Consider the following 26,990-nt stretch of genomic DNA (forward strand, 5'->3'; position numbering starts at 1 on the left):
GGTCAGCTCCTAGGTGGGTCGGATGGCCGTAGGGGGAAGGGGGGTGCGGTGAACGCGAGCGGGGTGCCGTCGGTGTCGTGGGACCGCCCGGCGGTGAGGGCGAGCGCCGCCCGCTCCGCCGAGTCGGTACCGGGCCGGAGCAGGAGGCGGTCCGGGCCCGCCAGTTCCCGCCAGGCCCGGGAGAGGTAGCGCCCCAGCCGGTCCCCGCCGGGTGTCCCGGGGGCGACGGGCACGGTGAAGGGCTCGGCCCGGACGCCGACCCGCACCCCCCGGTGGCGCAGGGTCCGCAGCTGCTCCCGCCAGTCGACGGCCCGCGGGCAGCCGGGCACCAGGCCCTCCTGCGCGTACGGGGCCGGCGGCCGGCCCCCGATCACCAGGAGCACCTGGTCGGCCGACCCGTCGCGCTCCCCGGCGGTCATTCTGGCGGCCTCCTTGAGCGCGTCCTCCAGCGAGGAGGTGAGGGAGCGCCGGGTCCGTACCTCCGCGGTCAGCTCCCGCAGGTGTCGCAGTGCCCGGCCGGGTGTCCCGGGCCCGACGGACCGGATGACCTTCCGGTCGGGCTGGTGCTCGTTGCGGGGCGCGTGGTCGTAGTAGCCGATCACCGCGGCCCGCAGGCCTCCGCCCGCGCCGCCGTGGCGCTCGGCGGCGCGGATCAGGTCGTCCGTGAAGGCGACGCGTTCGGCGATCTCGGCCGGGTCGGTGCCGGACATCTCGACGGCGCAGATGAGCTCCACGGTCCCGGGCCGCCGGAGGTGCCGCGGCATGCGGGCGAGCACGGCGCGCAGGTCCGGTCCGGCACCGTCCGGTGCCTCGGTCAGGAGGTGGCCGCCGTCCGTGCGCACCTCGATCTCGCCCGGTCCGTGCAGGACGAAGGTGAGGTGCGCGGAGCCGAGTACGGGCAGTTCGGCGCGGGGCAGGCCGAGGAGCGGGGGGCGGTGGTCCGCCGGGCGGTGGTGGCCGGCGAGCAGCGGCAGGACGACGGTCAGGGTCCCGGACGGCGCGGCGGCGCCGCCTCCCGGGGGCGGCGTCGGGAGGCCGCCGTGCACGGTGACCGAGGTCGTCCGGGTCTCACCGGGGGCGAGCCGTAGACCGGCCTCGAACAGGACGTGGTGCGTGAGCTCCACCGGGAGGTGGTCGCCCGGGCCGGCTCCGGCCCGCGCCAGGAGCAGGGTGTGCGGTTCGCGCAACGGTGCGCCGCGCAGCAGCCGGCGGACCCGGTCCGTGGTGGCGGACACCGTGCCCGGACCGGGTGCGGGGTCCGGGGTGCTCTCGGTGCGCACCGCGCAGGAATCGCGCAGCACGGCGGCGGCCCGGTCGAGGAGGGTCCAGCCGGTGCCACCGCGCAGCAGCACCAGCGCGGTGGCGCTGCTGCCCGTCCCCCCGCACGCGCCGGGCACGACGGCGTACAGCCAGTCGCGCACGGCCCGGTCGAAGTCCGGACGGTCCACCGGCTCGACGGTGCCGATGCCCCCGGCGAGCTGGAAGCGGCGCGGGGCCTCCGCGCGGGCGAGCCCGGGGACCAGTTCGGTCCAGGGCGTCTCGGCGTGCGGGCGCGCGTGCGGCAGACCGGCGGCGTCGGCGTACGCCCGTACCACCGCCGCCCGCTGGGTGCCGAACTCGACGAACAGCACCTCGGGCACCTCACCGGTGGTGAGCCCGTGCAGCAGCTCGGCCAGGGCGTGCGGTTCGGCGGCCGGCCCGGGGGCGGGGGGTGCGACGGGGGCGGGGTCGTCGGAGGGGTGCGGGACGCCGGGGGGTGCCGGGCGGAGCAGCCCGGCGATCTCCGCCCGCTCGGCCGGACCGCTCAGCGCGCGCCGGGCCGCGTCGAGGTCCCAGGCGCGCGCGGCGGCGGCCAGCTCGGCCGCCGCCGACCGGTGGTCCTCCTCGGTCGCGGCGCCCAGGACGGGTTCCCCGAAGAGCGGGAATCCGCACGCCCGGCAGCGTCGTTCGTCCCGTCCCGGGTGGAGGCAGACGGGGCAGCACACCACCGGGCCGGACCGCTTCTCGTCAGTTCCGGAAGAGAGCAACACGTTCGCGGTGTCCTCTCAGAGCGGCCTGGTGCGATGTCCGCACCCGGTCACACCTCTGATGGACGTCACATCTGCCCCCTTGCCCTGCTGTGCTGTGGCGTCCCTCCTCGCGGCACCGGGCGGTGCCGGCACGAGGAGGAGCCCGGTTCGAGACGAGCCCGGGGAACTTTTCCGGTCACACCGGGCTCTGTGGTCAACTCCTGGACGTCCAACGCGTTTTCGTTGGTTTCCCCCCAAGGGACGGCCCATTGTCGCGAGCGTGTTCTCAGACCGCAACCGGTCCGCTGCTCTCCGTGGTCTCGTGAGTGGACTCGTGGGCGCACTGGTGCATTTCCTCGCCCACTGTGCGCCCCCTCGCGCCGGTGCCGTACGGCACCGGCCCGGACCGTTCGGAAGGGAGCGGCTCCCCTCCGGTCCTCCACTCGAGCACCCCATGCCTCAAGCCAACCGGATCGCCCGGTCGGGGTCCGGTCGTGGTCGGGGCGAGTATCGGCCGGGCCTTCGCCGCACCGCTTCCGCCGCCACCGGAACACGCACCATGGAGCGCACGCGCCACGGAGCGGACGTCCCGCCGCACACCGTCGTCGCCCCGGCCGTGCCACCGCGGTGGCCGGACCGCCGTCCCCCTGCCGCACGGCGTCATCGCCGCCGGGGAAGGTGTGGGACCGTCTTCGGGCAGTGCGGATCGCGGATCTTCGTGACGGAACGGCGGAACGGCGCAACAGGGGAGGCGGAATGGCCGTATCGAAGGAAGACGCCGACGGGCTCGTCGCGGCGGCACGGAAGTTGACGGTCGACGGTCCGCCGGAGGAGTGTGCGGCCGTGGCCAAGGCCTGCAACCACGCCATGGACGCCGGGGCTCCGCTGAGCATCACACGGCCGACGGTGGAGCTTCTGGCCGCTTGCCGGGCCAGGATCCCCCAGGACGACAAGTGGCAGGCCGATCTCCTCGGACTCGAGTCCGAGGCCTGGCACCACCGGTACCGGCGCACCGGTGCGGACGAGGACCTGCGGCGGGCGACCGCGGCGATCGACGCGGCCTGCGCCCTCACCGGCCCCGGTCATCGCTCCCACCACCGGCTCCGGGCCCAGCAGGCCCTCATCCACTCGTTGCGGCCGGGTTCGGGGGCGGCCCCCCTCGACGTACTGCGGGAGGCGGTGGAAGCCCGCGACCCCGATCCGCGCAACCACGCGGTCAACATGCTCAATCTCGCCGGTCAGCTGAACCTGCGGTACCTCGCCACGCGGGACTTCTCCGCCCTGGACGAAGCCATCGGTCTCGCCGAGCGCGCCCTGGCCCTCGACGACCGTACGGACGACGAGGACTACTCGTGGCGCCTGCTGTGGGCCGGACAGCTCCACGTCCAGAAGGGACACGACACCAGGAAGGCTCCGATCCTCAAGAAGGGGGTGGAGCTGCTCCAGAAGGCCGTGACGCACCTGCCGCCCGGTCATTCCTTCCTGCCCGGCCTGCTCAACCAGCTCGGAGCCGCCATGCACGCGCACTCCAGGCTGAGCGGTCCGGGAGACGCGGCGCGCAGCGAACTCACCGTGGCCGTCCACATGATGCGGGCCGCGCTGCGCATGACCGACCCGACGGTGCCGGACTACCCCACGTTCGCCTCCAATCTGGCCATGGCCCTGGCGGGCCTCTCGAAGGAGACCGGGGACACCTCCCTGCTGGACGAGGCGATCGCCACGGCCGAGAAGGGAAGCCGGGCAGCCGCCGCCGGCCCCACGGCCCGCGACGCGGAGACCCTCACCCCGGTGACGGGGCTCCTGCGCAGCATGCGGGACCAGGACGACCCCGCGGCGGTCCAGGCGCTCTCCACGGTCTTCGACGGATCCCACCGGCTCGACGCGGTCCTGGCCGGGCAGCTCGGCGCCGGCCTGGCCGCCCGGGCCGGCGACTGGGAGACCGCCGCCCGGCTGACCCTGCGCGCGGTGGAGCTCCTTCCGCACGCCGCCTCGGAGGCGCTGAGCGTGGAGGACCGGGAGAAGGGCCTGTCCACGATCGCCACCAGCCTGGCCCGGGACGCCTGCGCGCTCGTGCTCCGGACGGGCGGTTCGGCCGACCGGGCGCTCCAGACCCTGGAGACGGCCCGGGCGACGCTGGTCGGCCAGGCCCTCGCCCGCCGCGGTGATGCCGATCTCGATCCGGTTCGCGCGCTCGCCCCGCACCTGGCGGAGCGCATGCGGGAACTCCGTACGGACCTGGCGCGGGTGGAGGACGCGCCCTACGGCCCGGCCGCCGACCGCCGTCACCGGCTGACCGACGCCGTCCACGAGGTGACGCGGCGGATCCGTGCCGTTCCCGGTCTGGAGGACTACCTGCGCGCACCCGGCGCGGAGGTGCTGCGCCGGCGGGCGGGGACGGTACCGGTGGTCACCCTCAACGTGAGCGTTCACCGGTGCGACGCGCTCGTCCTCCGGGCCGGCGAGGAGACCGGTGTGATCCCGCTGTCCGGTCTCGTCCTGCACGACGTGACGGAGAACGTCCGGCGGTTCACCACCGCGATGACGGAGCTGACCCGGTGGCCCGCGCCGGGGCCCACCGCGGCGAAGAAGCACCAGCGGGTGGTGTGGGAGGTCCTCGCGTGGCTCTGGGAGTCGGTCGCGGAACCCGTTCTCCGTGCGCTGGACATCCCGGCCGCCCCGCGGGACGGCCGTCTCCCCTCCCGCCTGCGCTGGTCGGCGACCGGTCCGCTGACCCTGCTCCCCCTGCACGCCGCCGGGCTGCCCGACGTACCCGGCGCGTGTGTGACGGACCGCGTCGTCTCGTCGTACACGCCGACGCTGAGGCTGCTCGGCGACGCTTCTTCCCCGGCTGCGGGGACGGGTCGCCGTGAGGGACACCTGGTCGTCCCGGTGCCCCGCTCCTCGCTCATGCCGCACCGGCCGTTGGAGGGAGCGGGGCAGGAGGCCGCGCACGTGGCCTCCACCGTCCCGGGGGCGCGGCCGCTGCCGGAGGAGGCGGTGTCGGCGCTCGCCGTGAGGGCCGGTCTGCGGGGCGCCCGGGGCGTCCACTTCGCCTGCCACGGGCAGAGCGACGCGCGGCACCCGTCACGCAGCCGACTGGTCCTGCGGGACGAGGCCCTCACCGTCGCCGACCTGATGACGGAGCGACTGGACGGTCTCGAACTGGCCGTCCTCTCGGCCTGCGGCACGGCATACGCCGGTGAGCGGCTGCCCGACGAGGTCCTCCACCTGACCTCCGCCTTCCGCGCCGCGGGGGCCCGCCACGTGGTGGGCACCCTGTGGGAGACCGGCGACCGGTCCGCGGCCGAGTTCACCAAGGCGTTCTACGCCTCCCTCGGCGCACTGCCGTACGACGGCGCCCGGGACACCGCGGACGACAGAGTGGCTGCCGCCGTGCACCGGGCGGTGCTGCAGGTCCGCGCGTGGCAGTCGTCCCCGCGGGCCTGGGCGCCCTTCGTCCACGTGGGCTGACCCGGCACGGGCCGCCGGCCCGACGCGGGCGACGCGACGTCGGTGACGCCGCGTCACGGGCCGCCGGACGCGGTGCCACGCCTGCGGACCGGCGGCCCGGACGGGGCCCGCCAGCGTCGCGGTGCGGGAGGGGCGGCAGCGGGGAGCCGCTTGTGGAGCGTGGGGGCCAGTCGCAGCCCCACCTCGGCCGGGTCGGTGTCCGACGGAGGCGTGATGCCCAGCGAGCGCGCCACGGGACGCAGGCCGATGTCGACGGCGCTCTCCACCAGTGCGGCCATCTCCACCGTGCGCTGCCCGGCGAGCGCCCATCCGGTGCACAGCACCACCGAGCCGATCACCGCGGCCGGCCACCACCAGCAGCCCAGCACCAGGTAGCCCAGTCCCCAGGCGCCCACGACGGTGGCGGACTCGACCGCGGTGATCACGGACCGCAGTTCCTTCCGCGTGGGCGGGGCCAGGACGAGCCAGAGCCGGGGCCAGAACATCTCCAGATCGATCCGGTAGTAGTCCGACACCCGCTGCTCGACGTCGCGCAGGTGCCGTCCCAGGGACTTCGGCCACCGGGCGAACCACAGGAGGAGCACCGCGTGTCCGGTCACCCTCGCCGTCAGGCCGGCCAGTGCCGCCAGCAGGATCAGCCCGGCCGCGATCGCCCCCAGCGTGCCGGGACGGGTGTCCTGCGCGCCGTCGTACCAGCCGGAGACGGTATCGGCCAGGTGCTCTCGGTCCGTGGCATGGTCCTGGCCCAGGGCGGAGGCCACCCAGGCGGCGGCGACGAACAGGCAGCCGGGGAGGGTGAGCAGGGAGAGCCAGCGCTCGGCGACCTTGCCGCCGAGCCCGGCGAGGAACCCCGTCACGACGGCGATGTCCACTTCTCGGGCATCACGGCCCCCTGGACCGAGCAGCGCCGCCGCTCCTCGGGTGCGCCCGCCTCGGCGTCGCGCGAGCAGACCCCGTTCGGGCAGACGGCCCGCAGGACCGCGCCCTTGCCGCCCCGCAATCCCGGGAGCATGACGTAGCCCCCGCCGCGGGACGCCTCGACGTCCTGCCCCATGGACAGCAGGACGGCACCGAGCCGGTCCGTGCAGTCCTCGCCCCGGGCCGCCGCGGCCACGCACGCCTCGAGCTCGGCCCGCTCCTCCTCCGTCTCCGCGATGCTCCGCAGTTCGTCCAGGTGGGTGCAGCACCATGCGATGAGGTCGGATCCGGCCATGTGCGTGCTTCTCTCCCCCGTACCGGCCGTGCGGTCACGGCCGTTCTCTTCCCTCTCCGGGCGGTCTCCGAGAAGCATAAGGACCGGGGATCCTCCGCACCGGCCACCGAACGTCCCGGGCCGCCCCGCCGGCACCGCGACGCCGGCCCGGGCGCGGCCCGCCCGCGGGCCCGACGGCCGCTCCCCCGCCGGCTCCCGGCCCGTCTCAGCGGCGTGCGGGAAGCGTGATGCCGTAGGTCCGCATCTTGCGGTAGATCGTCGTACGGGAGATGCCGAGCCGCCGGGCCGCGAGCAGTTTGTTGCCGTCCGCCTCCAGCAGGGCCTGGACCAGGGTGTCGCGCTCCGACGCCTCCCAGGCGCTCAAGGCCCGGCCGCCCGTGCTGTGCAGGGACGGCGGCAGGTCGTGGAGCTCGATCCGGTACGTACGACGGCCCGCGGCGGCCTTGCTCAGGACGAGACCCAGTTGGCGGACGTTGCCGGGCCAGTCGTGCCGGCGCAGCAGCGACAGGACCTCCGGGGCGCATTCCACGCCCGCGCCGACGCGCCGCAGCAGACAGTCGATCAGGGCCGGGAGGTCCGCGAGGCGGTGCCGCAGGGCGGGTACCGCCGCCGCTTCGAGGAAGCAGTTCCTCAGCGACTCCGGTACGCCCGGTGCGCCGCGGAGCGTGCCCACGACCCAGGTGCCCCGCGCCACCGCGGCGTCCAGCGCCCGGGCGACGGCGGGTTCCTGCCCGGGGGCCACCGCGTCGACGTTGCGCAGGACCAGGGCGCGGCCCGGTCCGGTGGGCGCCGCGCGCAGGGCGGCCGGCAGGTCGTTCCCGGCCCCGGCGGTCCCGGGGGCCGCGGGCCCGTACGACGTGATCGTCAGGATCGGCGGAGCCGGTGAGTGCCGCACCGACCTCCACATCCTGGAGGGGCGGTGGGCGGAGAAATCCGGCGTGGAGCTGCCCTACACGATCGGTCACGAGAACGCCGGCTGGGTCCACGCGGTCGGCACCGCCGTCACCAACGTCGCCGAGGGCGACAAGGTCATCGTGCACCCGCTGATCACCTGCGGGCTGTGCCGGGCCTGTCGGGCGGGTGACGACGTGCACTGCGAGAACAGCCTCTTCCCCGGCATCGACACGGCCGGCGGCTACGCCGAGTACCTGAAGACCTCCGCGCGCAGTGTCGTACGGATCGACGACTCCCTCGAACCTGCCGACGTGGCGGCCCTCGCCGACGCGGGTCTGACGGCGTACCACGCGGCGGCCAAGGCCGCCCGGAGGCTGCGGCCGGGCGACCGCTGCGTGGTGATCGGCGCGGGCGGCCTCGGGCACATCGGCGTACAGGTGCTCAAGGCCCTGACCGCCGCCGAGATCGCCGTCGTCGACCGCAATCCCGACGCGGTGTCCCTGGCCGTCTCCATCGGCGCCGACCACGGCGTCGTCGCCGACGGCGACCACGTGGAGCGGGTGCGCGACCTGTCCGGCGGACAGGGGGCGGAGGCGGTCGTCGACTTCGTCGGCGAGGGCGGCTCCACCGGGGACGGCGTCGGCATGCTGCGCCGGGCGGGCGATTACCACGTGGTCGGCTACGGTGAGAACATCGACATCCCGACCATCGACATCATCTCCGCCGAGATCAACTTCATCGGCAACCTCGTGGGCTCCTACAACGACCTGTGCGAGCTGATGGTCCTCGCCGCGCAGGGCCGCGTGCGCCTGCACACCGCCCGGTACCCCCTCGACCGCTTCCAGGACGCCCTGGACGATCTCGAAAGCGGCCGGATCCGGGGCCGGGCGATCCTCACCCCGTGACCCCACCCCGAGCGACGAAGGGAACACCCCCTTGATCTTCATCACCGCGAAGTTCCGTGTCCTTCCCGAGCACGCCGACCGCTGGCCCGAGGTGGTGGCGGAGTTCACCCGCGCGACGCGCGCCGAGCCGGGATGCCTGTGGTTCGACTGGTCCCGCAGCGTCGAGGACCCGACGGAGTACGTCCTGGTGGAGGCCTTCCGGGACGACGAGGCCGGCGCGGCGCACGTGGGCTCGGCCCACTTCAAGGCGGCGCAGCAGACCCTCCCGCCCCACCTCGCCGCGACCCCCAGGATCGTCAACATGAAGGTGCCCCAGGACGACTGGTCCCTGCTGGGCGAGATGGCGGTCGACGAGGCCTGACGCAGGAGGACGGGGGCACCGGAGCCGACCGCACGGCCTTCGGTGCCCCTCCCGCGGTTCGCCGTCCGCCGGACGATCAGTGGATCAGTAGTGGTACCGGGCGGCGATGACGATGATCTCCCTGTCCGTCACCACGTAAACGAGGCGATGCTCGTCGTCGATCCTCCGCGACCAGGCACCAGGGAGGTGGTACTTCAGCGGCTCGGGCTTGCCGATTCCCTGGAACGGGTCCCTGAGGATCGCCTCGATGAGCTTGTTGATCCGGGCCAACATTTTGCGGTCGATGCTCAGCCAGGAGGTGTAGTCCTCCCAGCCGCTGTCCTCGAAGACAAGCCTCACGCAGCGCTGCTCCCGCCGCGCTCCGGGGAGGGCGCATCCGGATCGACGAGCTCGCGCTCGGCAAGGTTCGCACCCTTCAGAGCGTTCTCGTACGCCTCCAGGAGGCGACGGGCGTTGGCAGGGGAACGCAGCAGATAGGCCCCCTCACGCAAGGCCGCGTAGTCATCCGCGGACACCAGCACGGCGTTGCCGTGCCGGGAGATGATCTCGATCGAGTCGTGGTCTTCGTTGACCTTTTTGATCAGCGGAAAGAGGTTCTTACGCGCTTCGGACGCCGTGATCGACATGGCTGCACCCTCCCAAGAGTGGTACTGGATAACGTACCACTCCGGCCGCGTCGGCACCGCGCTCCGTCCGGACCGCCGGATCATGGGGTTTCCGTGTACGCCGACGGCTACGCGGGATCCAGCGCGGGCCGCGCGGGGAGCCCGCCGTTCCTCTCGCAGCGCAGTTCCTCGGCCATGGCCGGCGAGAAGGAATGGGCCACGGTCGCGTAGGCGTCCTTCAACGCCTCGACGTCACCCTCGGGCTCCGTCGGCATGCCCCAACGCTCCACGCCGACGACGATGTGGGCCACATTCGCCGCGTTGGGGAACCTGTCGCTCCGGCACGCAAACCGGACCGACGCCCTGTTCGCCGCGGTCAGGGTGCGCTCCCCCATGTCCAGCACGGTGAAATCCGAGGCCGGAGTTCCCGTGGGGGGACCGTCATCCAGTCCCCAGGTGACTCGGACGGCGAAATCCGGCGTACCGTCGGCCGTGTAGATGCGGCAGACGTCGTCGCGTCCTCCGGTGGCGACCGGAAACGCCTCGACGAGGTCCGTCGCGGCCCGCGCGACGGTGGACTTCTCCGCCGTCGTCCCGAACCGCGACGACCCCGTGATCACCTTCAGTGCCTTGGGCGCCTGGGCGGACACGGCGTCGCCACCGCACAGTCGCGTTCCCGCCAGAGCCTTGTCGGCCCCCTCCTCGTCTCCGCCCCCACCACAACCAGCGACTCCGAGACACAACAAGCCGGCCACGGCCGCGGCAAGGAGTCCCACGCGCACCGGCCCACGATTGATCACTGTCCACATCCTCATGTCTTCTCGGCCGCCGGCCTCAGCCGGTCCCCGGGCGGTTGCCCTGCTGGTTCTCCCGGTCGTTGCCGACCCCCCCAGCCGATCAGCGTAGATTCGCGAAGCTCCTGCGCGAACGTGCTGTTCCCAGGGCCCAGGACGTGCCGCCTCAGAGGCTCCCCCATCGGCGCCTCGGCCGGAACCTCACCGGCGTCCGGCCGCCCTGCCGGGTAACCGAGGGCCGCCGCCTCCAGGGCGTGGCCGAGGGCGACGGACACGGTGGCTACCCGCCCCCGTAGAGAGTCGGCAGGTCGACCAGGAGGAGATCATCACGCCGGGCCGACGATTCGGTCAGGTCCGGGTGGAAGCCGTGTAGGGAGAACAGGGCCAGGGTGGTGCCCGTGGTGTCGTAACCCTGATCGGCGAGCAGGGTACGGATGCGTTCCAGGCGCCGCAGGTCACCGGTGCCGCGGCGGGCGACGGTGGCCTTGGCCTCGCCGAGGAGGGCGATCCGGGCACGGGGGCCCGCGGGCGCTCGCCCGGGGCCAGGGCGATGACGTCGACCTCGTGCCTGGTGCGGGCCGCGGGGTCCGCCGCTTCGGTGGTGCCGACCGGACCGGGCAGGCCGCCGGGAAACAGGGTGTGGGCGTACCGGCGGGTGAAGGTGCGTACGAGGTCCTCGAAGTGGGGGCTGAGGATCTTGGAGTCGGAGGTCGGCGCGGCGGCCTGCCACGCCGCTTCGGCGAAGCCCTGCTCGACGGTGGCCGCCTGCGGCAGGGTGATCGACTGGTTGAAGCGGATGAGGGGTCGGCCAGGGTGATGACGGGGTGGCGGGGACGCAGGATGTCCTGCTCGCGTTGGACGTAGCCGGTGGACTCCAGGACGCCGGGCGGGTGGGGTGACGGCGTTGCGCCGTCGTTCCAGGGCCGCGCCGATCCTGGTGGGGGTGGTGGTGCCCTGGGCGATCGCGGTGAGGATGTCGTAGTAGAGGGTGTGCTGGGTGATCCGCGGGTCCTCACGCAGCAGGTACTCCGTCTCCGTGCGCGAGCGCACCGCCCGCCCCGGGTCCAGGAGCGTCCGCGTCAGCCAGGAGGCGAAGCCGTCGTTCGGGTGCGGGCGGGCCGCCACGGGCCGGTGTCCGGGAGCGCCACCGAGGACGGCGTGTACCTGCAGCGCGGTCGGGGGCCGCGAACGCACGGTGACGTCAGGGGCGTTGGACAGGACCTCACGCCAGTCGGTCAACCGCAGCGTGACGGGCCGCAGACCCGCGTGGGCCGCGATGGCGTCGCTGAACCGCCGGATCGCCGGCAGCCGCCCTTCCTCCCGCACCGCGGTGCGGTGAGCAGGCCCCATTCACGATCACGGCCGACCACGTCCTCGGGCTTCACAAGCGTGCTCTCGTGCACCGGAACTCTCCACCAGACAGAGAGCGACTCCTACCTGTCGAAGTCTGCTTGGACAGAATCCGTACAGCTCGACTTTCCTGGCGACCGGTAGCAGGGATCACCAGCGGTGGCTCTGTTCACGGGTTGCGACAGCACTTGTTCACCGTCTCGGGGGGGGCGTCCGAACTGTGCCGTGTTCGATGTCCACGAAAAGGGGCAGCGCCGGTTGTCAGCCATCGCCGTGTCGCTCGGTGGCAGCCGCACGATGTCACCCAGGTCCTCTACTGCACGTGGTGGTACCAGCGTCGGTGTACCGCGGGTTCGACGCACAGCACAGCGGCGCCCGCGGTCGCGCCGACCAGCAGGGCGGGCCCGCCTCCGTCGAGGACCGCGCCGAGGCAGGCGGCGGCGATGGCGAGCGGGCGCAGCAGGGTCAGAGGGCCGAGGCCGATGACCATTACGAGGGTGCCGGCGCGGAAGGGCAGGGTGAAGTAGGCGGCGAGCGAAAGCAGTACGGCGCCCGCGTAGACGGTGAGTGGGAGCAGGTAGCCGAGGCCGCCGGCGGTCAGGGTGTTGTAGGTCCGTTCCGGGTCGCGTGCGGTCAGCAGCAGGAGAGCGGCGGTCAGCGTGGGGACGAGCAGCAGGAGGGCCCCGACGGCCAGCCCGCGCAGGGCGGCTCGGGCGGTGGCGCGTTGTCTGCGGATGCGGGCGTCGCTGCCGGCACAGGCGCGGAAGCCGCTGAACGCCGCGTCGACCAGGCCGAGGAGTACGAGCGGTATGGCGGGCGTCATCGGGTGGTCCCGGCAAGGTGCTCCGGGCCGACCATGCGGAGTGCGTTCCGCCCGAGGGCTCGGCGGAGCGGCGCCTCCAGTCGTGGGCGTACCCCGATGACCGGACGCAGTGTGGTGCAGAACGGGTTCGCCATGCCGCGCGGCTCGTACAGCAGTGCGCGGATGCCGGGTACCGCGGCGGCGCGCAGCAGTGTCTCGTCGCTGTGCGCGCGCCGTGCGGAGACGACACCGTCGTGGCGGCCGAGCGGATTGCGCATTCGGGCACGATGGAAGATCCAGGCGCCGATGGGCGCGAGAGGGGTCGCGGCGATGTCGAAGTGGCAGAAGGCATACGCCGGCGAAGATGCCTGGGCCTGGAAGAAATCGGCCAGGGCGGGCCCACGGAAATGGTGCAGCACGCCGGTGGAGACGTAGACGGTCGCGGCCTCAGGCAGGTCGAAGGCGTTTCCTCGGACGAAACGGCAGGCGAGCCCCTCCGCCCGGGCGAGGCGGTCCGCCTCGCCGACCAGCGCGGCGTCGAGGTCGACCCCGACCAACTCGACGTCCGTACCGAGGGCGTTGGTGGCCGCCAGCCAGCGGACCAGGTAACCCAGACCGCAACCGACGTCGACCAGGCGGTACGGACCGGGCTGCCCGGTGGTCGACCGAATCGCGGTGAGGAGCGGGCCTAGCAGGTGGACCAACCGTGCGCCGGTCCGCAGCTCCTGGCTCAGGCGCTGGAGCTCGGTGTGCACGCTGATGAGCAGGCGGTCCACGGCGTGCGGGTCGAGTACGCCGTCCCGGTCCGTGGGCAGTTCGGCGACGATCCGGGCCGCGCGCTCGTCTCCGCTCTCACGGAGCTGCTGGATCACCTTGGCGCGCCGGACGGGGAGCCGATGACCACTGTGCGGATCCACCGCCGTGATCAGGTCGGAAATTTCAAGCTGGTGCACGGGGCAGAACCCTACGGCCCTTTTGCCGGGCCCGGCGGGCCGGCTGCCTCTGCTGTGGAGTGTCCACGGCCTCCCGCTCGGCACCGGTGTTGTCGAGACCCGTACACCTTTCGATTCGCTCGCAGATGCCGGCTGCCTCCCGCACCGGTGCACAAGCGCTGTCCGTTTTCGTGGACAAAGCCAACCGGCGGTGGCCGTCGCAGAGTTGTGCCGACGCCCCGACAGGGCAGTACCAGGGCATCGCAGCACACTGTTCCTGTCGGTTCTCGCCAGGCCTTTCGGCGGACTCCAGGATCGCCACGCACTCCGCGTGGTGCGTCATCGAGAAGATGTGGGCCTGAAAAGGATTTCGCCCGCACGGTGCGGGCGCACCGCCACGTGAACCGCCCCGGTGACGAGGCCGCTCCGGGCCCGGAAGGCTTGGCCCGTCTGTCGGTCACCGCCCGGGACTCAGCGGCCTCCTCCGTCCGCCTCGGACCCGAGCGTGCCGTCCAGGAGCGGGGGTGAGTTCGCCCGGCCGCGGGTCCCGCCACGAGGACGGAACCCGCGGCCGGTCGTCCGCCGGGCAGAGGTCAGCCGCTGACCGTGATGGTCGAGCTTCCGCTGCTCTGGAAACCCTCGGTGGCCATGATCATGTAGTACCTGAACTGGCCCAGGTTCATGCCCGCGCGCGCCCAGGCGTCGAAGTGGTTGCCGGTGGTGATGGTGCCGGAGCCGCTGGTCACCTTCGACTGCCGGACGCTCCAGTACTGGTTGAAGGTGCGGGTGCCCTCAACGGAGGGGGCGTTGTACCGCGTCGTCCGGTAGATGTCGTACGTGCCGCCGTCGCTGTAGACGGTGCCCCGGTGCTCGCCGGTGGGCCGGTAGCTGCCCCAGTTGTCGACGATGTAGTACTCCACCAGCGGGTTCGAGGTCCAGCCGTAGAGGCAGCCGTAGCCGTTGCCCGACGGGTTGAACCAGCCGGTGTAGCGGACCGTCCGGCGTCCGCCGGTGTTCCAGCCCTTGCCGGCGACGAAGTTGCCGCAGTTGGTCCACCGGGTGCTGTAGCTGCCGCCGCCGTTGAGCGTCATGGAGACGGAGCCGCCGCCGTCGGTCCAGAACGAGTAGTACATGCCGTCGTAGCCGGTCTGGTTGGTGGTGATGGTGGTGGCGGCGTGGGCGGTGCCGGGCAGCAGCAGTCCGGACGCGGTGGCGAGCGCGACGGTGCCGGCGCCGCCGAGGAAGCCTCGTCGGCTCAAGCCGCTGAAGGGGGCGGGGTTCTGCTGGATCTGGTCCTGCTGCATGCGTCCTCCCGATGAAGGCTGGTGGGGGGCGGGCGGCTTCTGCCGCCCGCGGCCTTGCATGGAACACGGCGGGGAGTCACCCGTCGTCGTGCCGCGACGACCGGCCGCCCTCCCCTGCCATATGACGTGAGGGGAACGACGGCCTCCTGTCGTTCGGTGGCCACAGTCTTCGTAGAACGCCATGACCCTGTCAACACTTTCGACGTTCTTTCGGAAACATCTCTTCCTCAGGAGGAGGCCTTGGCGAACACTCCTCCGCCGGTCAAGTCATCCCTCGCACGGACTGTCGCGGGGGATGGAACGAGACAGGAAGAGGGCGCGGCGAAAGCACGTGCATTACGCCCGAAACTTTCGAACGCGCGTGGACGCGACTGCGACGACCCCACGGGGGATCGACCGCGCGTGAACGGCCCCGCGAGGTTCTTGACGTGTGCTCCACCGCGCCCGGGCGGCGTCCCACCGGCCTTCGCCGCACCGCCGCCGGTCTCGGCGACGGCCGCTTCCGCGGTGGTCCGGTCGTCCACGAGCCGGGTCCGGCGGGGTCGATGAGCCCGCGCGGTGGGGTGCCGCGGGACCGGGCCGGGGCCGGCCCGCACGAGGCGGCCGGCGGGCGGCGGTGCGCGCGGTGGTTCGCACGGTCCGGTCCGGCCCGGCGGGTCAGCGGCCTCGGACGCCCGCCGGGCCGTGCTCAGGCGTCGACGACGGCTCAGGCGTCGATGATGACGGGGATGATGAGGGGCTTGCGGCGGTAGGTGCGGAACGCCCAGTTCGCCACGGCGCGGGCGATGAGCTGTTCCAGCTGGCGCGCGTCCCCGACGCCTTCCTCGGCCGCGGTGGCCAGGGTCTTCTCGATGACGGGAACGACCGGCTCGAAGGTGGTGTCGTCGTGGACGAAACCGCGGGCCAGGAAGTCGGGGGCCTCGGCGAGCATGCCGGTGTCCGCGTCGACGATCGCCACCACCGTGACCACGCCCTCCTCCGCGAGGGTGAGGCGGTCCTTGAGGGACGCCTCGGTGGCGCCGCCCACCTCCATGCCGTCCACGTAGACGTTGCCGGCGGGGACCTTGCCGGTGATGGACGCGCGCCCGTCGACGAGGTCGACGACGACGCCGTCCTCGGCGATGACGACCCGGTCGGGATCGACGCCGGTACGGATGGCGAGGTCAGCGTTGGCCCGCAGGTGGCGGAACTCGCCGTGCACGGGCATGACGTTGCGGGGTTTGACGATGTTATAGCAGTAGACGAGTTCGCCGGCGCTGGCGTGCCCGGAGACGTGCACCTTGGCGTTGCCCTTGTGGACCACGTGCGCGCCCCACCGGGTGAGTCCGTTGATCACCCGGTAGATGGCGTTCTCGTTGCCGGGGATGAGGGAACTGGCGAGCAGGACGGTGTCGCCCTTGCCGATGCGGATCATGTGGTCGCGGTTGGCCATCCGGGACAGCGCGGCCATCGGTTCGCCCTGGGAGCCGGTGCACACCAGAGTGACCTTGTGGTCCGGGAGCCTCTCCAGCTCCTTCGTGCTCACCACCAGACCGGACGGAACCTTCAGATAGCCCAGGTCGCGGGCGATGCCCATGTTGCGGACCATCGACCGGCCGACGAAGGCGACCTTGCGGCCGTGCTGGTGGGCGGCGTCCAGGACCTGCTGGATGCGGTGTACATGGCTGGCGAAGCTGGAGACGATGACCCGCCGCGGCGCGGTGCGCATCACCTGCTCGATCGCCGGGTTCAGCTCACGCTCGGAGGTGGTGAAGCCGGGCACCTCGGCGTTGGTGGAGTCGGTGAGGAACAGGTCCACGCCCTCCTCACCGAGGCGGGCGAAAGCGCGCAGATCGGTGATGCGGTCGTCGAGGGGGAACTGGTCCATCTTGAAGTCGCCGGTGTGCAGCACCGTCCCGGCGCCGGTGCGGATCGCGACCGCGAGGCTGTCCGGGATGGAGTGGTTGACCGCCACGAACTCGCAGTCGAACGGGCCGAAACCGCGCCGGTCCCCCTCCCGCACCCGCACCGTGCGCGGCCGGATGCCGTGTTCCTTGAGCTTGGCCTCCAGGAACGCCAGCGTCAGCTTCGAGCCGACGAGGGGAATGTCGCGCCGCTCGCGCAGCAGGTACGGCACACCGCCGATGTGGTCCTCGTGCCCGTGGGTCAGTACCACGGCCACGATGTCGTCCAGCCGGTCCCGGATCGAGGTGAAGTCCGGCAGGATCACGTCCACGCCGGGCTGGGTCTCCTCGGGGAACAGCACGCCGCAGTCGACGACGAGCAGCTTGCCGGCGTGCTCGAAGACGGTCATGTTGCGGCCGATCTCACCCAGGCCGCCCAGGGCGATGACCCGCAGCCCTCCCTCGGGAAGAGGCGGTGCGGCTTTCAGTTCGGGGTGCGGATGGCTCATACCTTGACGGTACCCGGAGAGCGGGACGGGATGATCCATCGCCCGTGATCCCTTCCTCCCGACGGAGCGGGTCAGCCGCACCTGATGTCCCGGAACGACCAGATGACGCCGGCGGCCGGAACAGGGAGCGGCCAAGGCGGTACCGCCTTCGGCGGGTGAGCCGTGGGCGGGTGGTGCCGACGAGGATCTCGTGCTCCCCCGAGCGGGTGACCGGCCCTCGCGGACCCCTGGTGCGCCTCGGCGCCGATCCTCTCGGTGTACGGCGGCGGGGTCCGGATGCCGTCGGCTCCGCGCGGGAGGCGCACCCTGCAGGACGCCATGGACCCGACGAGGGCGCCCTCGACCGTGCGGAGCGAGGTGCCGCGGGTCGTGCACCCGCCGGGGCCGGCCCGTGCGTGCTCCGGGGCGGGTGCGCCGGCGGCGTACAGGGGCGGGTCCGGCCGGTGGAACGTGCGGAATCGGCTGTCCCGCGCGGAGCGGCTGCCGTTCCTGTGGATGACCGGAGCACGGTCGGGGGTTCGGGGGTTGGAGGGTTCGGGGGTGATGCCCTGGATGTCCCGTCGGCGATTCCGTATGCGGAGATGCTCCTGTCAGTCGGCCGTCAGGATCTCCACGCCGAGCGCGGTGAGCTGCTCGACGACGGTGTCGTGGGGGTCGGCGTCGGTGATCAGCCCGCTGATCTTCTCCCAGGGCAGGACGCCGAACCGGGAAGCGGTGCCGATCTTCTCGGACGAGGCGAGGACGTAGGTCTCCGCGGCCCGCGCGGCCAGGGCGCGCTTCATCGCGGCCTCCTCCGCGTCGCCGGTGGTCAGGCCCGCTTCGGGGTGCACGCCGGTGACGCCGATGAGGCACAGGTGGGCGGAGACGTTCTGCGCGGCCTCGACCGCGGCCGCGCCGCAGGCGACCGCGGAGTGCTTGAAGACGCGGCCACCCAGCACGAAGAGCTCGGCCCGCTCACCCATGTCCTCGACGCCTACATGAGCCCCGGCTCCGTCACCGAGCGCCTCCACTTCTTCGCCGCCCCCTACACCCCGGCCGACCGGACCGGGACCGGCGGCGGGCTCGAGGAGGACGGCGAGGACATCGAGGTCCTCGAACCGCCCTTCACGGAAGCCCTCGCCATGACCCGCGACGGACGCATCACCGACGGCAAGACCATCCTGCTCCTGCAATGGGCGGCCCTGGACGGCCCCTTCGCCCCCGGCCTGTGAGGCGGAGCGATGGTCAGGAGTTCCGGTTCGGTCAGTGCGTGACCGGACAGCCGCGGGCTCCCGGCTCCCGGCTACCGACTCCCGACGACGATCTCGTCGATCAGGGAGCCCGAAGTGACGACATCGGTCGCCCCGTTCGCAGCGGACGGCGTGAGGGCCAGGTGGGCATGGCTGGACGAGTCGTACGTCGTGCGAGCGTCGAGGATCCCCGGACGAGACCTTGACACCGTCCGGGGATACGGGTGCCTCTCTCGCGAACGCGCGGGTCAAGCGTCCTTGCCCACGGGCTCCAGAATCGCCACGCACTTCACGTGGTGCGTCATCGAAATGACGCCACATGAAAAGCGAGACGAATAATCGCAGGTCGGCGTGTGTCTGCGGCCGCTCCGAACGGCCACTCGTCCACCTGGAGCGTCAAAGGAGCGTCACGACCACCCAGGGCGACGCCTCTGCTGAGCCATACCAGCGAGATCTTTCAACAACACCTCCGCCACCAGTTCCTCGACCACGGCGATGCCGTGCTCCGTCATGGCCTCGGCCAGGTCGAGATCCCAGGGCGCTTCGGTGATGCGTCCCGGCTGAGGACCGCGTGGGTTGAGGGCGACCGCGGCACGATAGTCCGCTGCCGTCATGCGCCAGGGACGCGCCGGCGTCTTGTCCAGGACGTAGGCGGCGATGCGGACGCCTTCTCCGTCGAAGTCACCGTGGTAGCGAAGAGCCGCGCCGTGGTCCGCGAGCATGCGCAGGAGCTGGATCGCGGCGCTGTTGGGCCAGCCGGACGTACAGACGAGCGGCGGGCAGCAGGGCCCGAAGCGGCGTAGGGCCAGTGCCAGGACGCTGGGGTTCTCCACGACGTGGACGACGGGTACCGGGGCCTCGGAAAGGATGAACTCGCCCGGGTACCGGACGTTGGCGAGGGTGAGACAGGCGGCCTGGCCGGCCTCCGCGCACGCCGTGGCCACCCGGGCGAACAGGCCGTCACCGGCCGGGCGAAGACCGCTGACGAGGACGGTGGCGGACAGCTCGTCGTCGGCGACTCCCGCACGGGTCCACAGGGCGCGCCGCTGCGCGGCGGACTGCGGCGGGATGGTGTCGTACAGGGTCGCCAGGGCGCGCAGGACGAGCGCGGACAGGGGTGTGCCGTCGTCGAGTGCGTGCGCTCGGCCACTCAGGACGCGGGCGGCGAAGACAGGCAGGGGTTCTGCCTGGCCGGGCAGTTCGGCGAGCACCTTGAGCGCGTCCGTGAGCAGCGTACGGGTGTGCTCCACCGAGCCGGCGGCCACGCCGGCTGCCCGGCAGGTGGCGGCCCAGTCGGAGAGCGCCGGCTGGGCCCTCACCGTCTCGTGCTGGGCCAGCCAGGTCCACAGCTCGGCCCGCTCGTCCTTCTGGCGGCGCCGCTCGCCAGCTCTGTCGCCGAGAGGGCCGACCAGTTCGGCGACGATTTCTCGTACTGTGCGGCCGGAGAGTTCGGTTACGGCCTCTTCCAGGCGGGCCAGGGGGACGGAGGGACGTGCGTCCGGCAGACGGTCGAGGCCCAGGAGGTCTGCGAGCGCCTCGCGCTGGGTGTCGTCGAGCGGTCCGAGGCGCACCCGTGTGACGGGGCGGCCGGAGGAGAGACGGCTGTGGAGCGTGTCCCAGAGGGGGCGGAGTTCGGGGCGGCGCAGGGTGGCCTCGCCCGGGACCGGTTCCGTGGGGATCGTCGTTTCGGTGCTGGTCATTCCGACTCCAGGTCGACGCCGTTCCACACGAAGCGGGCGCTGGTGACCGCGTCGTCGTCCCCGCCGGTGAGGAGTTGGTGGACGGCGATGCCCGGCAGTTCGCCGTAGGTGCACCATTCGTGGTCGGAGGTGACCATGAGGTCCAGGTCGAGGGCGGTGAGCAGCGCGAAGACCTGTCCGCGGTTGACCGTGTCGACTCCGACGAAGACCTCGTCCAGCAGGATCGGCCGGGGTGCCAGGGGCACGGCCTCGTAGTGGGCGGCGACGGCGGCGAAGAGGGGCAGGTGCAGTGCGATGGCTTTCTCCCCGCCGGAGAGCGCGCCGTGCAGCTTCTTGGTCAGCGGCTGCCAGCCGGTCCCGTTCGCCCGGTCGAGGCGGACGGTGAAGCGGTGCCAGGCGGTGTAGTCGAGCACCTCACCGAGCTGTTCCTCCCAGCTCGCGGCCGTCTCACTGCCCTTGGCCTCCTCGATGCGGGCGCGGAAGAAGACGTGCAGCGCCTCCCGGTCGCTCTCGGTGACCCGGCCGGGGTCCTTGAGCAGCAGCTGACGGGCGGTGCGGGTGCTGTCCGGAAGGTCCGGGCGGACGTCCCAGACGAGTTGGACGGCGACGTCGGAGGCGGTGCGGACCCGCTCCAGGTGCCCGTTCATGCGGTCGACGAGTTCGCCGGCCTGGCGGATGCGGGCCGCGAGGTGGCGGCGGATGTCGCCGGTGAGGATCTGGTCGAACAGGTGCCGTTCGGCGGTCGTGATGTCGTCCCGGCTGCGGTCCCGCTCCTGGGTGAGCGTGCTGAGCAGGCCCGTCGCCCCCACGCGTACGCCGTCCAGGGTGGCGGTGAAGAGCTGGATGTCGTCGTCCGGTTCCAGGTCCAGGTCGGCACGGGTGCCGAGGCGCTGGCGGGCTTCGTGGACCGCTTCGGACAGGCGGGTCGCGGCGTCGCCCAGGTTGCGCGGGGCGTGCGGGAGGTCCGGCCACTTCGCCGCTGTGGCGCGGGCGGCCTCCAGGGTGACCCTGGTGCCGTCCCCGGCGTCGAGTGCCGGTGCGATGCCGGCGTCCTCGGCCAGCCCGGCCAGACACAGGTGCCGGAACCGGTGCGCCGCTGCGTCCCTGGTCGCGACGGCCTGTTCCCGTCGTTCGGCGTCCTGGCCGCTGGTGGCACGCAGTTCTCCGACCTGTCCTTCCAGGCGCAGCAGGAGTTCGGCGGCCCGGCCGGCCTCCTCACGGCAGCGGCGCAGCTCGGCGCGTGCCTCGGCGAGGCGTGCGACGATCTGCCGGTAGTCCGCGCCGGCTGTGGCTTCCACTGCCTCCAGGCGGGCTTTCAGCCCCGTTGCCTCCGCTTCGGCGGCGGCCGCGTCCTCGGCGCGTTCCTCGGCGGTTCGGCGCGATCGGTCCGCCTGGGCGGCCCGCTGGAGGGCCCGGTCGGAGGCGGCGGTCACGGCGAGCCGGGCGTCCACCCAACTGTCGGCGGTGTCCCGGAACCTGTCGACGGCGTCGGAGAGCGTACGCAACCGGGCGCGGTCGGTGGGCAGCCCGTGTTCGGCGGCTCGGCGGTCGAGCGTGCGCAGAGCGCCCCCCACCTCCCTCTCGCACCGCGCCAGTCGTCCGGCGACGTCACGCACGGCGTCGTCCCGAGCCGCCACAGTGTCCTCCGCGCGGTCCCGGTCACGCCGCCGGGCGTCGAGTTCCCGGTGGTCGGGGCGGGCGGCGCGGTCGGCGTCCAGCCGGGCGCGGCGAGCGGCGAGGCCGCGCAGTCGGTCGTCGAGCGCGGCGAGGGAGGCGTTGGTCTCGCCGATGCGGTCGGTCAGTTCGCCGATCATGCGCTGCCGGGCGCGCTGACGCGCCAGGGCACCGATGTGAGCGGGTTCCGGCTTGCTCCATGTTCCGGTGGCGAGCGCGAGACGCCATGCGCCGTCGGCGGAGACGGCCGCGGGGTGCCCGCCCGGCAGCGTGGGGCCGTAGGCGATGCCTGCGAGGATGCGGGTCACGGTGTCGGCCGGGACGGGGATGTCCTCCTCGGGCCTCAGCACCTCCAGCAGGCTGGGCCCCGGGGCGGTCGCGGCCAGGGCGGCCTCGGCGCGCGTGTCGTGCCCCGGCAGCGTGATGCCGTCGTAGGGACTGACCCAGGCGTCCAGAAGACCCGACGCCTCCAGTGCGGCCTCCACCGCGGACTGAACGGAGAGCGGGACGCCTTCCCGGAAGGCGACCAATCGCCACAGGGGCGCTCCCGCCGTCGCCGTACGGACGGCGGTGCGGGTGGGCGGGGGCGCAGGCGGCAGGTCGGTTTCACCGCTCAGCCGTCGTAGCCGCTCCTCCAGTCGGCTCCGCTCGTCCCGCAGACCCTGGCGTGTGGCTCGGGTGGCGGCCTCCGCCGTGGCGATCTCCTGTTCCAGCGGGCGTGCGGCGGCTTCGGTCAGGGCCGTCACCTCGGCCTCCGCCGCTGCCGCGGCGGCGAGTCGGTCGAGGTCGGTGATGCGCAGTTCCGTGCAGTCCTCGGCCCAGGCGAGCACGCGTTCCACCTGTGCGGCAAGGGCGTCGTCCCAGGCGGCGGACGCCTCGTCCCGCCGGGTGATCGCCTCCGCGAGGCGGGTGCGGGCCTGGTCCAGCAGTTCCTCGACGGCGCCTCGGTCGCGTACGGCACGGTCATGCTCGTCGATCGCCTCGGCGACGAGGGTGAGCTGCTGCCGGCGGGCGGTCTCCGCGCCGCGCAGCAGCCGACGTGCCTGTCGCGCGCCGTCCTCGCCCGTCACGCGCGGGACGCCGCCCCGACCGTGTCCCGTGCCATGAGGAAGGGCCACCACGGGATCCGCGTCGAGGACTGTCCTCACCTCGTGGTGGATGGACTCCAGCCCTGCTGCCCGAGCCGCCCTGTGTGCTTCCCCGGCGGCTTCACGCGCGTGCTCGCCGAGTGTACGGGCCTGGTCCGCCGCCTCGTCGGCGTGCCGCTGGTCCTTCTCCCACCCGGCCTGAGCGGCCCGGGCGGCGGCTCGCTGCCTCTCGGCGGCGGCTGTCACGTCTTCGGTGCGGCGGCGGAGCCGGTCGAGTTCCTCGCCCCGCTGGTACGCGTCGCTCTCGCGCAGGCCCTCGACGGTCTCCTCCAGCGCGTGCGCGCGCAGTTCCTGCTCCTCGCGCCGGCCCTGAGCCGACTCCCGTTCCGCCATGGCCCGTTCGAGCTCCTCGGCGCTCTGGCGGGCGACGCGGGTGAGGTTGTCCATCTCGGTGGTGGCCGAGATGAGCGCGGCGGAACTCGCACGCAGGACCCGTCGCGCGTAGGCGCGCTGCCGGGACGCGACAATCCCGGCGGCCGTCACCTCGCCGTCGAGCCGCTTGAGGTGTTCGCGCTGCCGGTCGAGCCGCTCGAAGCCCTCGGCGAGTTCGGCGATCTCTCCCTCGCCGAGCGGAGGCAGGGCACGGGACAGCAGGGTGGAGAGCAAGGACGGGTCGAGTCGCTCCGACAGTTTGGGCTGACGCAACTGGAGCAGCGCGGACAGCAGCGATTCGTATCGCTGCTCCCCCATCCCCGCGAAGAGTTGACGCCGTACGGCCGTGCGGTAGTCGGTGGCCGAGACATGGACGTCACCGCGGTCGCGCAGGGCTTCGACGAGGGCGGCCCGGGTCAGTGGCTGTCCCGCTTCGTTGACGAGGAGCACACCTCCGGGGCGGGCGATTCTGGAGCCGGTGGTGAAGTAGTCGGCGTGTACCGCGCTGGTGTGCACGCTCGCCTGCAGGCGCGCCCCGCAGCCGAACCACTGCTCGGTGCCGTCGTCGCCGACGCGGCGGAACTCCATCCACACGTATCCGACGCGGGTCTTGCCCGAGGCGCCCTCGCCCAGCAGGTTCCAGTGCATGGTGCGTTCGGAACCGCCGAACGTGGACAGGCGATTGGGGCGGAGGCTGGCGTCGAAGAGGAACGGCAGCAGCAGTTCCAGTGCCTTGGACTTGCCCGAACCGTTCTGGCCGCGCAGCAGCAGGCGGCCCTGGTGGAAGGTGAACGTCTCGTCGTAGTAGCGCCAGACGTTGAGGATGCCGGCGCGGTGGGGCTGCCAGCGGCTGCCGGCAACGTCCGCCGCTCGGGCGGCCCCTGCCACGGCCGGTTCGGTGGGCTCCGGCCGCCGTGGGAAGGGAAGCTCTGTCACGCTCACTGCTCGTCTCCTTCTGCGGCGATGTCCTCGGCAGCCGTGCCGCCTGCCGCCTGGGGGGCGGTGGCGTCCCCGTCCGGTCCGGGCTCGTCGTCCCGGTCCGGGCTCGTCGTCTGTGCCAGGCGGTAGCGGTAGGCGGCCGGGCACGCGACGACACGCCCCCCGGTCCGGCGGGCCAGGCCGGCGTCACGCAGGACGCGTACGGCATCGTCGGACAGCCGGGCCGCGCCGTCCTCGGACTGGTACGCCCTGGCCCACCGCGGGAAGCGCCGCAGCAGGTCTGCTCCGGCCTCGGCGAGCTGCTCGGGCAGCAGCCCGGCGGGCGCGGCACACAGCGGCTCCAGAAGGAGCAGCGCGGCGACCCGGGCGGTGGACGTGTCGTCGGGGAAGCGGACATCGGTAGCGAGCCCGTCCGGGTCCACGAGCATAAAGCCCTCGGCTCGTTCCTCCAGCAGGAACCCGGCCTGCTCCACCGAGCGACGCAGGATCTGGCGCCCGGTCAGGGAGGTGACGTAGGCCAGCTCGTCGTCGGTGAGGTCCGTCCGGTACAGCACGGGGTCGTCGAAGAGGCGGCGCAGCACCGAGTGGCGCAGCCTCAGGTTGCGTTGCGCGTCCGTGGCGGCCCGCTCGCCGTGCGCCTCGTCCGCCGTACCGTCGGCGACCGCGCCTCCGTAACGGCGCTCGCGCACCAGGCCGGTGAGAAGTTCCCCGAACCGCGCGGGCACCTCGTCCGGGGGTATGGCGAGCCGGGAGGCGCCGACGGGCGCGGCGGGCAGCCGCATCAGCAGCGTGGTGTCCACCCGGTAGAGGACCTTCGCGTCGGCGGACTCGACGTACGCCTCGGTGGTCCCGTCGACCGCGCGCAGCACGTCGTACGCCTCCAGCAGTTTCAGGACGTCGACGAACGCCATCCGCTCCGGCTTGTGCACCGGGTCGAACGCGGTCAGCGCCCGGTCGGCCGCCGTGGCCTGCACGACACGGCCGGCGAGCATGCCGATGGTCGTCATGGGCATGGACAGCAGCTCGGCGGCGGTCACGCACAGCAGCACGTAACGCCGACGGTCGAACGGGGCCCGGCCGGAACGTGCTCTGCGGGCCGGCCGGGTGCCGTCCGGGTCGGCGCGGACCTTGGTGAGGCGGGCGTAGCCGCGGCGCGGTTCCACCACCAGGCTCCAGCCGCAGGTGTAGTCGAACCACTGGGCCAGCGGCTCGCGACGGCGGCGTACCAGTTCGAAGCCGGCCGGGTCGGTGGCCTCGGTCAGCAGGGGCCGGGCCAGCAGGAGACGGATGGCACGGGCGACCTGCTCCCGTTCCGCGGCGGCGAGTTGGTTGGCGAGGGTGCTCATCCGGCTGCCTCCCGTCGCGCGGCGCCCGGCCGTGGGAGGGGGCTCGCTGCGCCGACCGCTGTGATGAGTACGAGGTAGTCCGGTCCGGCGAGTGTGCCCTTCGTCGTGCGCAGTACGGCGGTGCGCTCGTCGGAAGGTGGGGACAGCGCGATCTCCACCCGGCCGTCCCCCGTCGTGGCGCGCCGCGAACCGGTCGTGTCCGGCCGGGCGGCCAGGGCCCGGCCCACCAGGTCGAGCAGGCGCTCGAAAACGGCGGGATCGAGTATGCCGAAGGAGGACAGGCGCACCGGGCCGTCCGTCTCCAACGCCTCCCAGGCACGGGCGAGTTCCGCCCGCTCCGCGCGGGCCCGCTCCGCACGCTCGGCCCTGACCGCCGCTACGTCCCGCACCCTGGCTGTGCGCGTGAAGCGCTCCGTCCGTCCACTGGTCCGCAGCAGCGCCGACACCTCCACGGGCGGGGCCTCGGACCAGGAAAGCGTCGACGGGATCAACTCCGGGTCCGGGTGGGCGAGGTGAGCGTGACGTGCCGGACCGAGCCCGAAGGCCGCCGACCACAGCCGGTGCAGATCCTCCTCCGCGGGGGCCGCGGCGAACCAGCGCGCCAGCTCCCGGAAGTCCTGTACGGCGCTGGAGGAACGCCGCCGTGACTCGTTGATCCGCTCCAGTACCTGCAGCAGCGAGACGATGGCGCGCCGGGCGATGTCGTGCAGCTGGTCGATCCGGGGGCGTGCCCCGTCGTCCGGCAGAAACCAGGCCCGCAGGCCCGCCCAGCGCGCCCGCCTGCTCTCCAGCCAGTCGGCCGCGGGGTCCTCTCCGGCGACCGGGGGCAGTTCGGCCCCGCGCAGGGCCCGCTCGCGCAGCACGGCGGTCTCCCGCTCCTCCACCCGGTCCACGGCGGCGGCGACCGCCTGCCCGCGCCGGTCGAGGTTGACCAGGAACTCCTGCAGATACGCGACGGTGGCGGCCTTGACCTCGCGGAAGACCTCCAGGTCCGCCCCTTCGGCGCGCAGGAGGCGCTGCAGTTCCCCGTTGAACGCCTTGGTGTTCTCCACCAAGGCGTCCAGATGCCCCTCCAGCTCGCGCAGCGTGCTGAAGATCCGCCGGTCGGCCGAGGGTGGTTCGCCGGACAGCAGGCACAGCTCGTCCAGCCGGTCGGCGATGGCCTCCAGTACTGCGGTCTGCAGCGCCCCCGTGGAAGCCAGCACCTCGAGCGCGCGCCGCACTCCGGCGAGAGCCGCCTCACCCAGGCGGGTCAGCGAGTACTGGAGGTTGCGCCGCTCGTACTCCTCGGCCGTGCGGTAGTTCTCGGCGTGGTTGTGCACGACGTCGAGGAGCTCCCACTTCACGAGCCGGGCGAGCGCGTCGTGCAGTTCCCCGTCGTCGACGTCCGCCACCCAGCCCACCAGACGCAGTCGCTCGCGCACCGCGTCGGCCCCCAGCGTGGTCTCGAGGCGCTCGCCGGCCACGCCGAAGGCGTCCAGCACCGCCCCGTACAGGTCGGCCTTCTCCCCCGTCGTGAACCGGAACATCTCCGGTGGCACCCTGCGCAT

General features: G+C 72.8%; 19 protein-coding genes and 2 pseudogenes. 4 read left to right on the forward strand and 17 right to left on the reverse strand.

Annotation, left to right across the window (positions count from 1 at the left end; translation table 11 throughout):
• Nucleotides 1-2: 2 nt before the first annotated feature.
• The gene (locus tag ACH5AO_RS10730) at nucleotides 3-2,030 is read right to left on the reverse strand and encodes a hypothetical protein (RefSeq protein ID WP_398923891.1); all 2,028 of its coding nucleotides are present in this window, start codon (nucleotides 2,028-2,030) and stop codon (nucleotides 3-5) included.
• Between the two features lie 735 nt (nucleotides 2,031-2,765).
• Between ACH5AO_RS10730 and ACH5AO_RS10735 the strand changes: the two genes are divergently transcribed.
• Nucleotides 2,766-5,480 (forward strand): CHAT domain-containing protein, encoded by a 2,715-nt coding sequence (locus ACH5AO_RS10735; protein WP_398923892.1) that lies wholly within the window; start codon nucleotides 2,766-2,768, stop codon nucleotides 5,478-5,480.
• 53 nt (nucleotides 5,481-5,533) lie between these two features.
• Here the strand turns inward: ACH5AO_RS10735 and ACH5AO_RS10740 are convergent, their stop codons facing one another.
• From ACH5AO_RS10740 to ACH5AO_RS10750, 3 genes are all read right to left on the reverse strand, one after another.
• Nucleotides 5,534-6,352 (reverse strand): hypothetical protein, encoded by an 819-nt coding sequence (locus tag ACH5AO_RS10740; protein ID WP_398923893.1) that lies wholly within the window; start codon nucleotides 6,350-6,352, stop codon nucleotides 5,534-5,536.
• Nucleotides 6,334-6,693 (reverse strand): hypothetical protein, encoded by a 360-nt coding sequence (locus ACH5AO_RS10745; protein WP_398923894.1) that lies wholly within the window; start codon nucleotides 6,691-6,693, stop codon nucleotides 6,334-6,336. Before ACH5AO_RS10745 ends, ACH5AO_RS10740 begins: the two co-directional genes overlap by 19 nt.
• Before the next feature lie 205 nt (nucleotides 6,694-6,898).
• Nucleotides 6,899-7,588 carry a helix-turn-helix domain-containing protein gene (locus ACH5AO_RS10750; protein WP_398923896.1) on the reverse strand — a complete coding sequence of 230 codons (690 nt, stop codon included), beginning with the start codon at nucleotides 7,586-7,588 and terminating at the stop codon, nucleotides 6,899-6,901.
• Here ACH5AO_RS10750 and ACH5AO_RS10755 point away from each other — a divergent pair.
• A complete protein-coding gene (locus ACH5AO_RS10755; protein WP_398923897.1) occupies nucleotides 7,476-8,492 on the forward strand; it encodes an NAD(P)-dependent alcohol dehydrogenase in 1,017 nt (338 codons plus the stop codon). The two genes, ACH5AO_RS10750 and ACH5AO_RS10755, sit on opposite strands and share 113 nt — an antisense overlap.
• Before the next feature lie 31 nt (nucleotides 8,493-8,523).
• Nucleotides 8,524-8,853 (forward strand): putative quinol monooxygenase, encoded by a 330-nt coding sequence (locus ACH5AO_RS10760; protein ID WP_398923898.1) that lies wholly within the window; start codon nucleotides 8,524-8,526, stop codon nucleotides 8,851-8,853.
• A gap of 84 nt (nucleotides 8,854-8,937) precedes the next feature.
• Here ACH5AO_RS10760 and ACH5AO_RS10765 read toward each other — a convergent pair whose 3' ends face one another.
• The 9 genes and pseudogenes from ACH5AO_RS10765 to ACH5AO_RS10805 form a co-directional block, all read right to left on the reverse strand.
• A complete protein-coding gene (locus ACH5AO_RS10765; protein ID WP_398923899.1) occupies nucleotides 8,938-9,192 on the reverse strand; it encodes a Txe/YoeB family addiction module toxin in 255 nt (84 codons plus the stop codon).
• Complete coding sequence (locus ACH5AO_RS10770; protein ID WP_398923900.1) at nucleotides 9,189-9,479, reverse strand: type II toxin-antitoxin system Phd/YefM family antitoxin; 291 nt, start codon at nucleotides 9,477-9,479, stop codon at nucleotides 9,189-9,191. The genes ACH5AO_RS10765 and ACH5AO_RS10770 overlap by 4 nt, the downstream gene beginning before the upstream one ends.
• A 107-nt stretch (nucleotides 9,480-9,586) precedes the next feature.
• Nucleotides 9,587-10,267, reverse strand: coding sequence for a hypothetical protein (locus ACH5AO_RS10775; protein WP_398923901.1), 681 nt, complete (start codon nucleotides 10,265-10,267; stop codon nucleotides 9,587-9,589).
• 333 nt (nucleotides 10,268-10,600) lie between these two features.
• Nucleotides 10,601-11,602 carry a hypothetical protein gene (locus ACH5AO_RS10780; protein WP_398923902.1) on the reverse strand — a complete coding sequence of 334 codons (1,002 nt, stop codon included), beginning with the start codon at nucleotides 11,600-11,602 and terminating at the stop codon, nucleotides 10,601-10,603.
• Between the two features lie 313 nt (nucleotides 11,603-11,915).
• A complete protein-coding gene (locus ACH5AO_RS10785) occupies nucleotides 11,916-12,425 on the reverse strand; it encodes a hypothetical protein (RefSeq protein WP_398923903.1) in 510 nt (169 codons plus the stop codon).
• A complete protein-coding gene (locus tag ACH5AO_RS10790; protein ID WP_398923904.1) occupies nucleotides 12,422-13,357 on the reverse strand; it encodes a class I SAM-dependent methyltransferase in 936 nt (311 codons plus the stop codon). Before ACH5AO_RS10790 ends, ACH5AO_RS10785 begins: the two co-directional genes overlap by 4 nt.
• A gap of 572 nt (nucleotides 13,358-13,929) precedes the next feature.
• Nucleotides 13,930-14,640, reverse strand: a complete 711-nt coding sequence (locus tag ACH5AO_RS10795; protein WP_398923905.1) for a glycoside hydrolase family 11 protein — start codon at nucleotides 14,638-14,640, stop codon at nucleotides 13,930-13,932.
• A gap of 706 nt (nucleotides 14,641-15,346) precedes the next feature.
• A complete protein-coding gene (locus ACH5AO_RS10800) occupies nucleotides 15,347-17,032 on the reverse strand; it encodes a ribonuclease J (protein ID WP_398923906.1) in 1,686 nt (561 codons plus the stop codon).
• 590 nt (nucleotides 17,033-17,622) lie between these two features.
• Nucleotides 17,623-17,985 (reverse strand): annotated as a pseudogene (locus ACH5AO_RS10805) (DeoR family transcriptional regulator); the annotation flags it as partial.
• On the opposite strand from ACH5AO_RS10805, the pseudogene ACH5AO_RS10810 reads away from it, so the two are divergent.
• A pseudogene (locus ACH5AO_RS10810) lies at nucleotides 17,977-18,243 on the forward strand (GDP-mannose pyrophosphatase); the annotation flags it as partial. The pseudogenes ACH5AO_RS10805 and ACH5AO_RS10810 sit on opposite strands and share 9 nt — an antisense overlap.
• Before the next feature lie 425 nt (nucleotides 18,244-18,668).
• Here ACH5AO_RS10810 and ACH5AO_RS10815 read toward each other — a convergent pair.
• The 4 genes from ACH5AO_RS10815 to ACH5AO_RS10830 are packed head-to-tail and all read right to left on the reverse strand — an operon-like array spanning nucleotide 18,669 to nucleotide 26,990.
• Nucleotides 18,669-19,961 carry a TIGR02679 family protein gene (locus tag ACH5AO_RS10815; protein WP_398923907.1) on the reverse strand — a complete coding sequence of 431 codons (1,293 nt, stop codon included), beginning with the start codon at nucleotides 19,959-19,961 and terminating at the stop codon, nucleotides 18,669-18,671.
• Nucleotides 19,958-24,097 (reverse strand): TIGR02680 family protein, encoded by a 4,140-nt coding sequence (locus tag ACH5AO_RS10820; RefSeq protein ID WP_398923908.1) that lies wholly within the window; start codon nucleotides 24,095-24,097, stop codon nucleotides 19,958-19,960. The genes ACH5AO_RS10815 and ACH5AO_RS10820 overlap by 4 nt, the downstream gene beginning before the upstream one ends.
• Nucleotides 24,094-25,440 (reverse strand): TIGR02678 family protein, encoded by a 1,347-nt coding sequence (locus ACH5AO_RS10825; protein WP_398923909.1) that lies wholly within the window; start codon nucleotides 25,438-25,440, stop codon nucleotides 24,094-24,096. The genes ACH5AO_RS10820 and ACH5AO_RS10825 overlap by 4 nt, the downstream gene beginning before the upstream one ends.
• Nucleotides 25,437-26,990 (reverse strand): TIGR02677 family protein, encoded by a 1,554-nt coding sequence (locus ACH5AO_RS10830; RefSeq protein ID WP_398923910.1) that lies wholly within the window; start codon nucleotides 26,988-26,990, stop codon nucleotides 25,437-25,439. The genes ACH5AO_RS10825 and ACH5AO_RS10830 overlap by 4 nt, the downstream gene beginning before the upstream one ends.

This window comes from Streptomyces sp. NPDC018964 (assembly GCF_044390325.1).
Taxonomy (GTDB): Bacteria; Actinomycetota; Actinomycetes; order Streptomycetales; family Streptomycetaceae; genus Streptomyces.

Excerpts from the sequence above, each read along its gene's own strand:
- ACH5AO_RS10770 (WP_398923900.1), bottom strand. The coding sequence starts at position 9,479 with ATGTCGATCACGGCGTCCGAAGCGCGTAAGAACCTCTTTCCGCTGATC.
- ACH5AO_RS10745 (WP_398923894.1), bottom strand. The coding sequence starts at position 6,693 with ATGGCCGGATCCGACCTCATCGCATGGTGCTGCACCCACCTGGACGAA.
- ACH5AO_RS10830 (WP_398923910.1), bottom strand. The coding sequence starts at position 26,990 with ATGCGCAGGGTGCCACCGGAGATGTTCCGGTTCACGACGGGGGAGAAG.
- ACH5AO_RS10780 (WP_398923902.1), bottom strand. The coding sequence starts at position 11,602 with ATGGGGCCTGCTCACCGCACCGCGGTGCGGGAGGAAGGGCGGCTGCCG.
- ACH5AO_RS10825 (WP_398923909.1), bottom strand. The coding sequence starts at position 25,440 with ATGAGCACCCTCGCCAACCAACTCGCCGCCGCGGAACGGGAGCAGGTC.
- ACH5AO_RS10815 (WP_398923907.1), bottom strand. The coding sequence starts at position 19,961 with ATGACCAGCACCGAAACGACGATCCCCACGGAACCGGTCCCGGGCGAG.
- ACH5AO_RS10800 (WP_398923906.1), bottom strand. The coding sequence starts at position 17,032 with ATGAGCCATCCGCACCCCGAACTGAAAGCCGCACCGCCTCTTCCCGAG.
- ACH5AO_RS10735 (WP_398923892.1), top strand. The coding sequence starts at position 2,766 with ATGGCCGTATCGAAGGAAGACGCCGACGGGCTCGTCGCGGCGGCACGG.
- ACH5AO_RS10785 (WP_398923903.1), bottom strand. The coding sequence starts at position 12,425 with ATGACGCCCGCCATACCGCTCGTACTCCTCGGCCTGGTCGACGCGGCG.
- ACH5AO_RS10775 (WP_398923901.1), bottom strand. The coding sequence starts at position 10,267 with ATGTGGACAGTGATCAATCGTGGGCCGGTGCGCGTGGGACTCCTTGCC.
- ACH5AO_RS10795 (WP_398923905.1), bottom strand. The coding sequence starts at position 14,640 with ATGCAGCAGGACCAGATCCAGCAGAACCCCGCCCCCTTCAGCGGCTTG.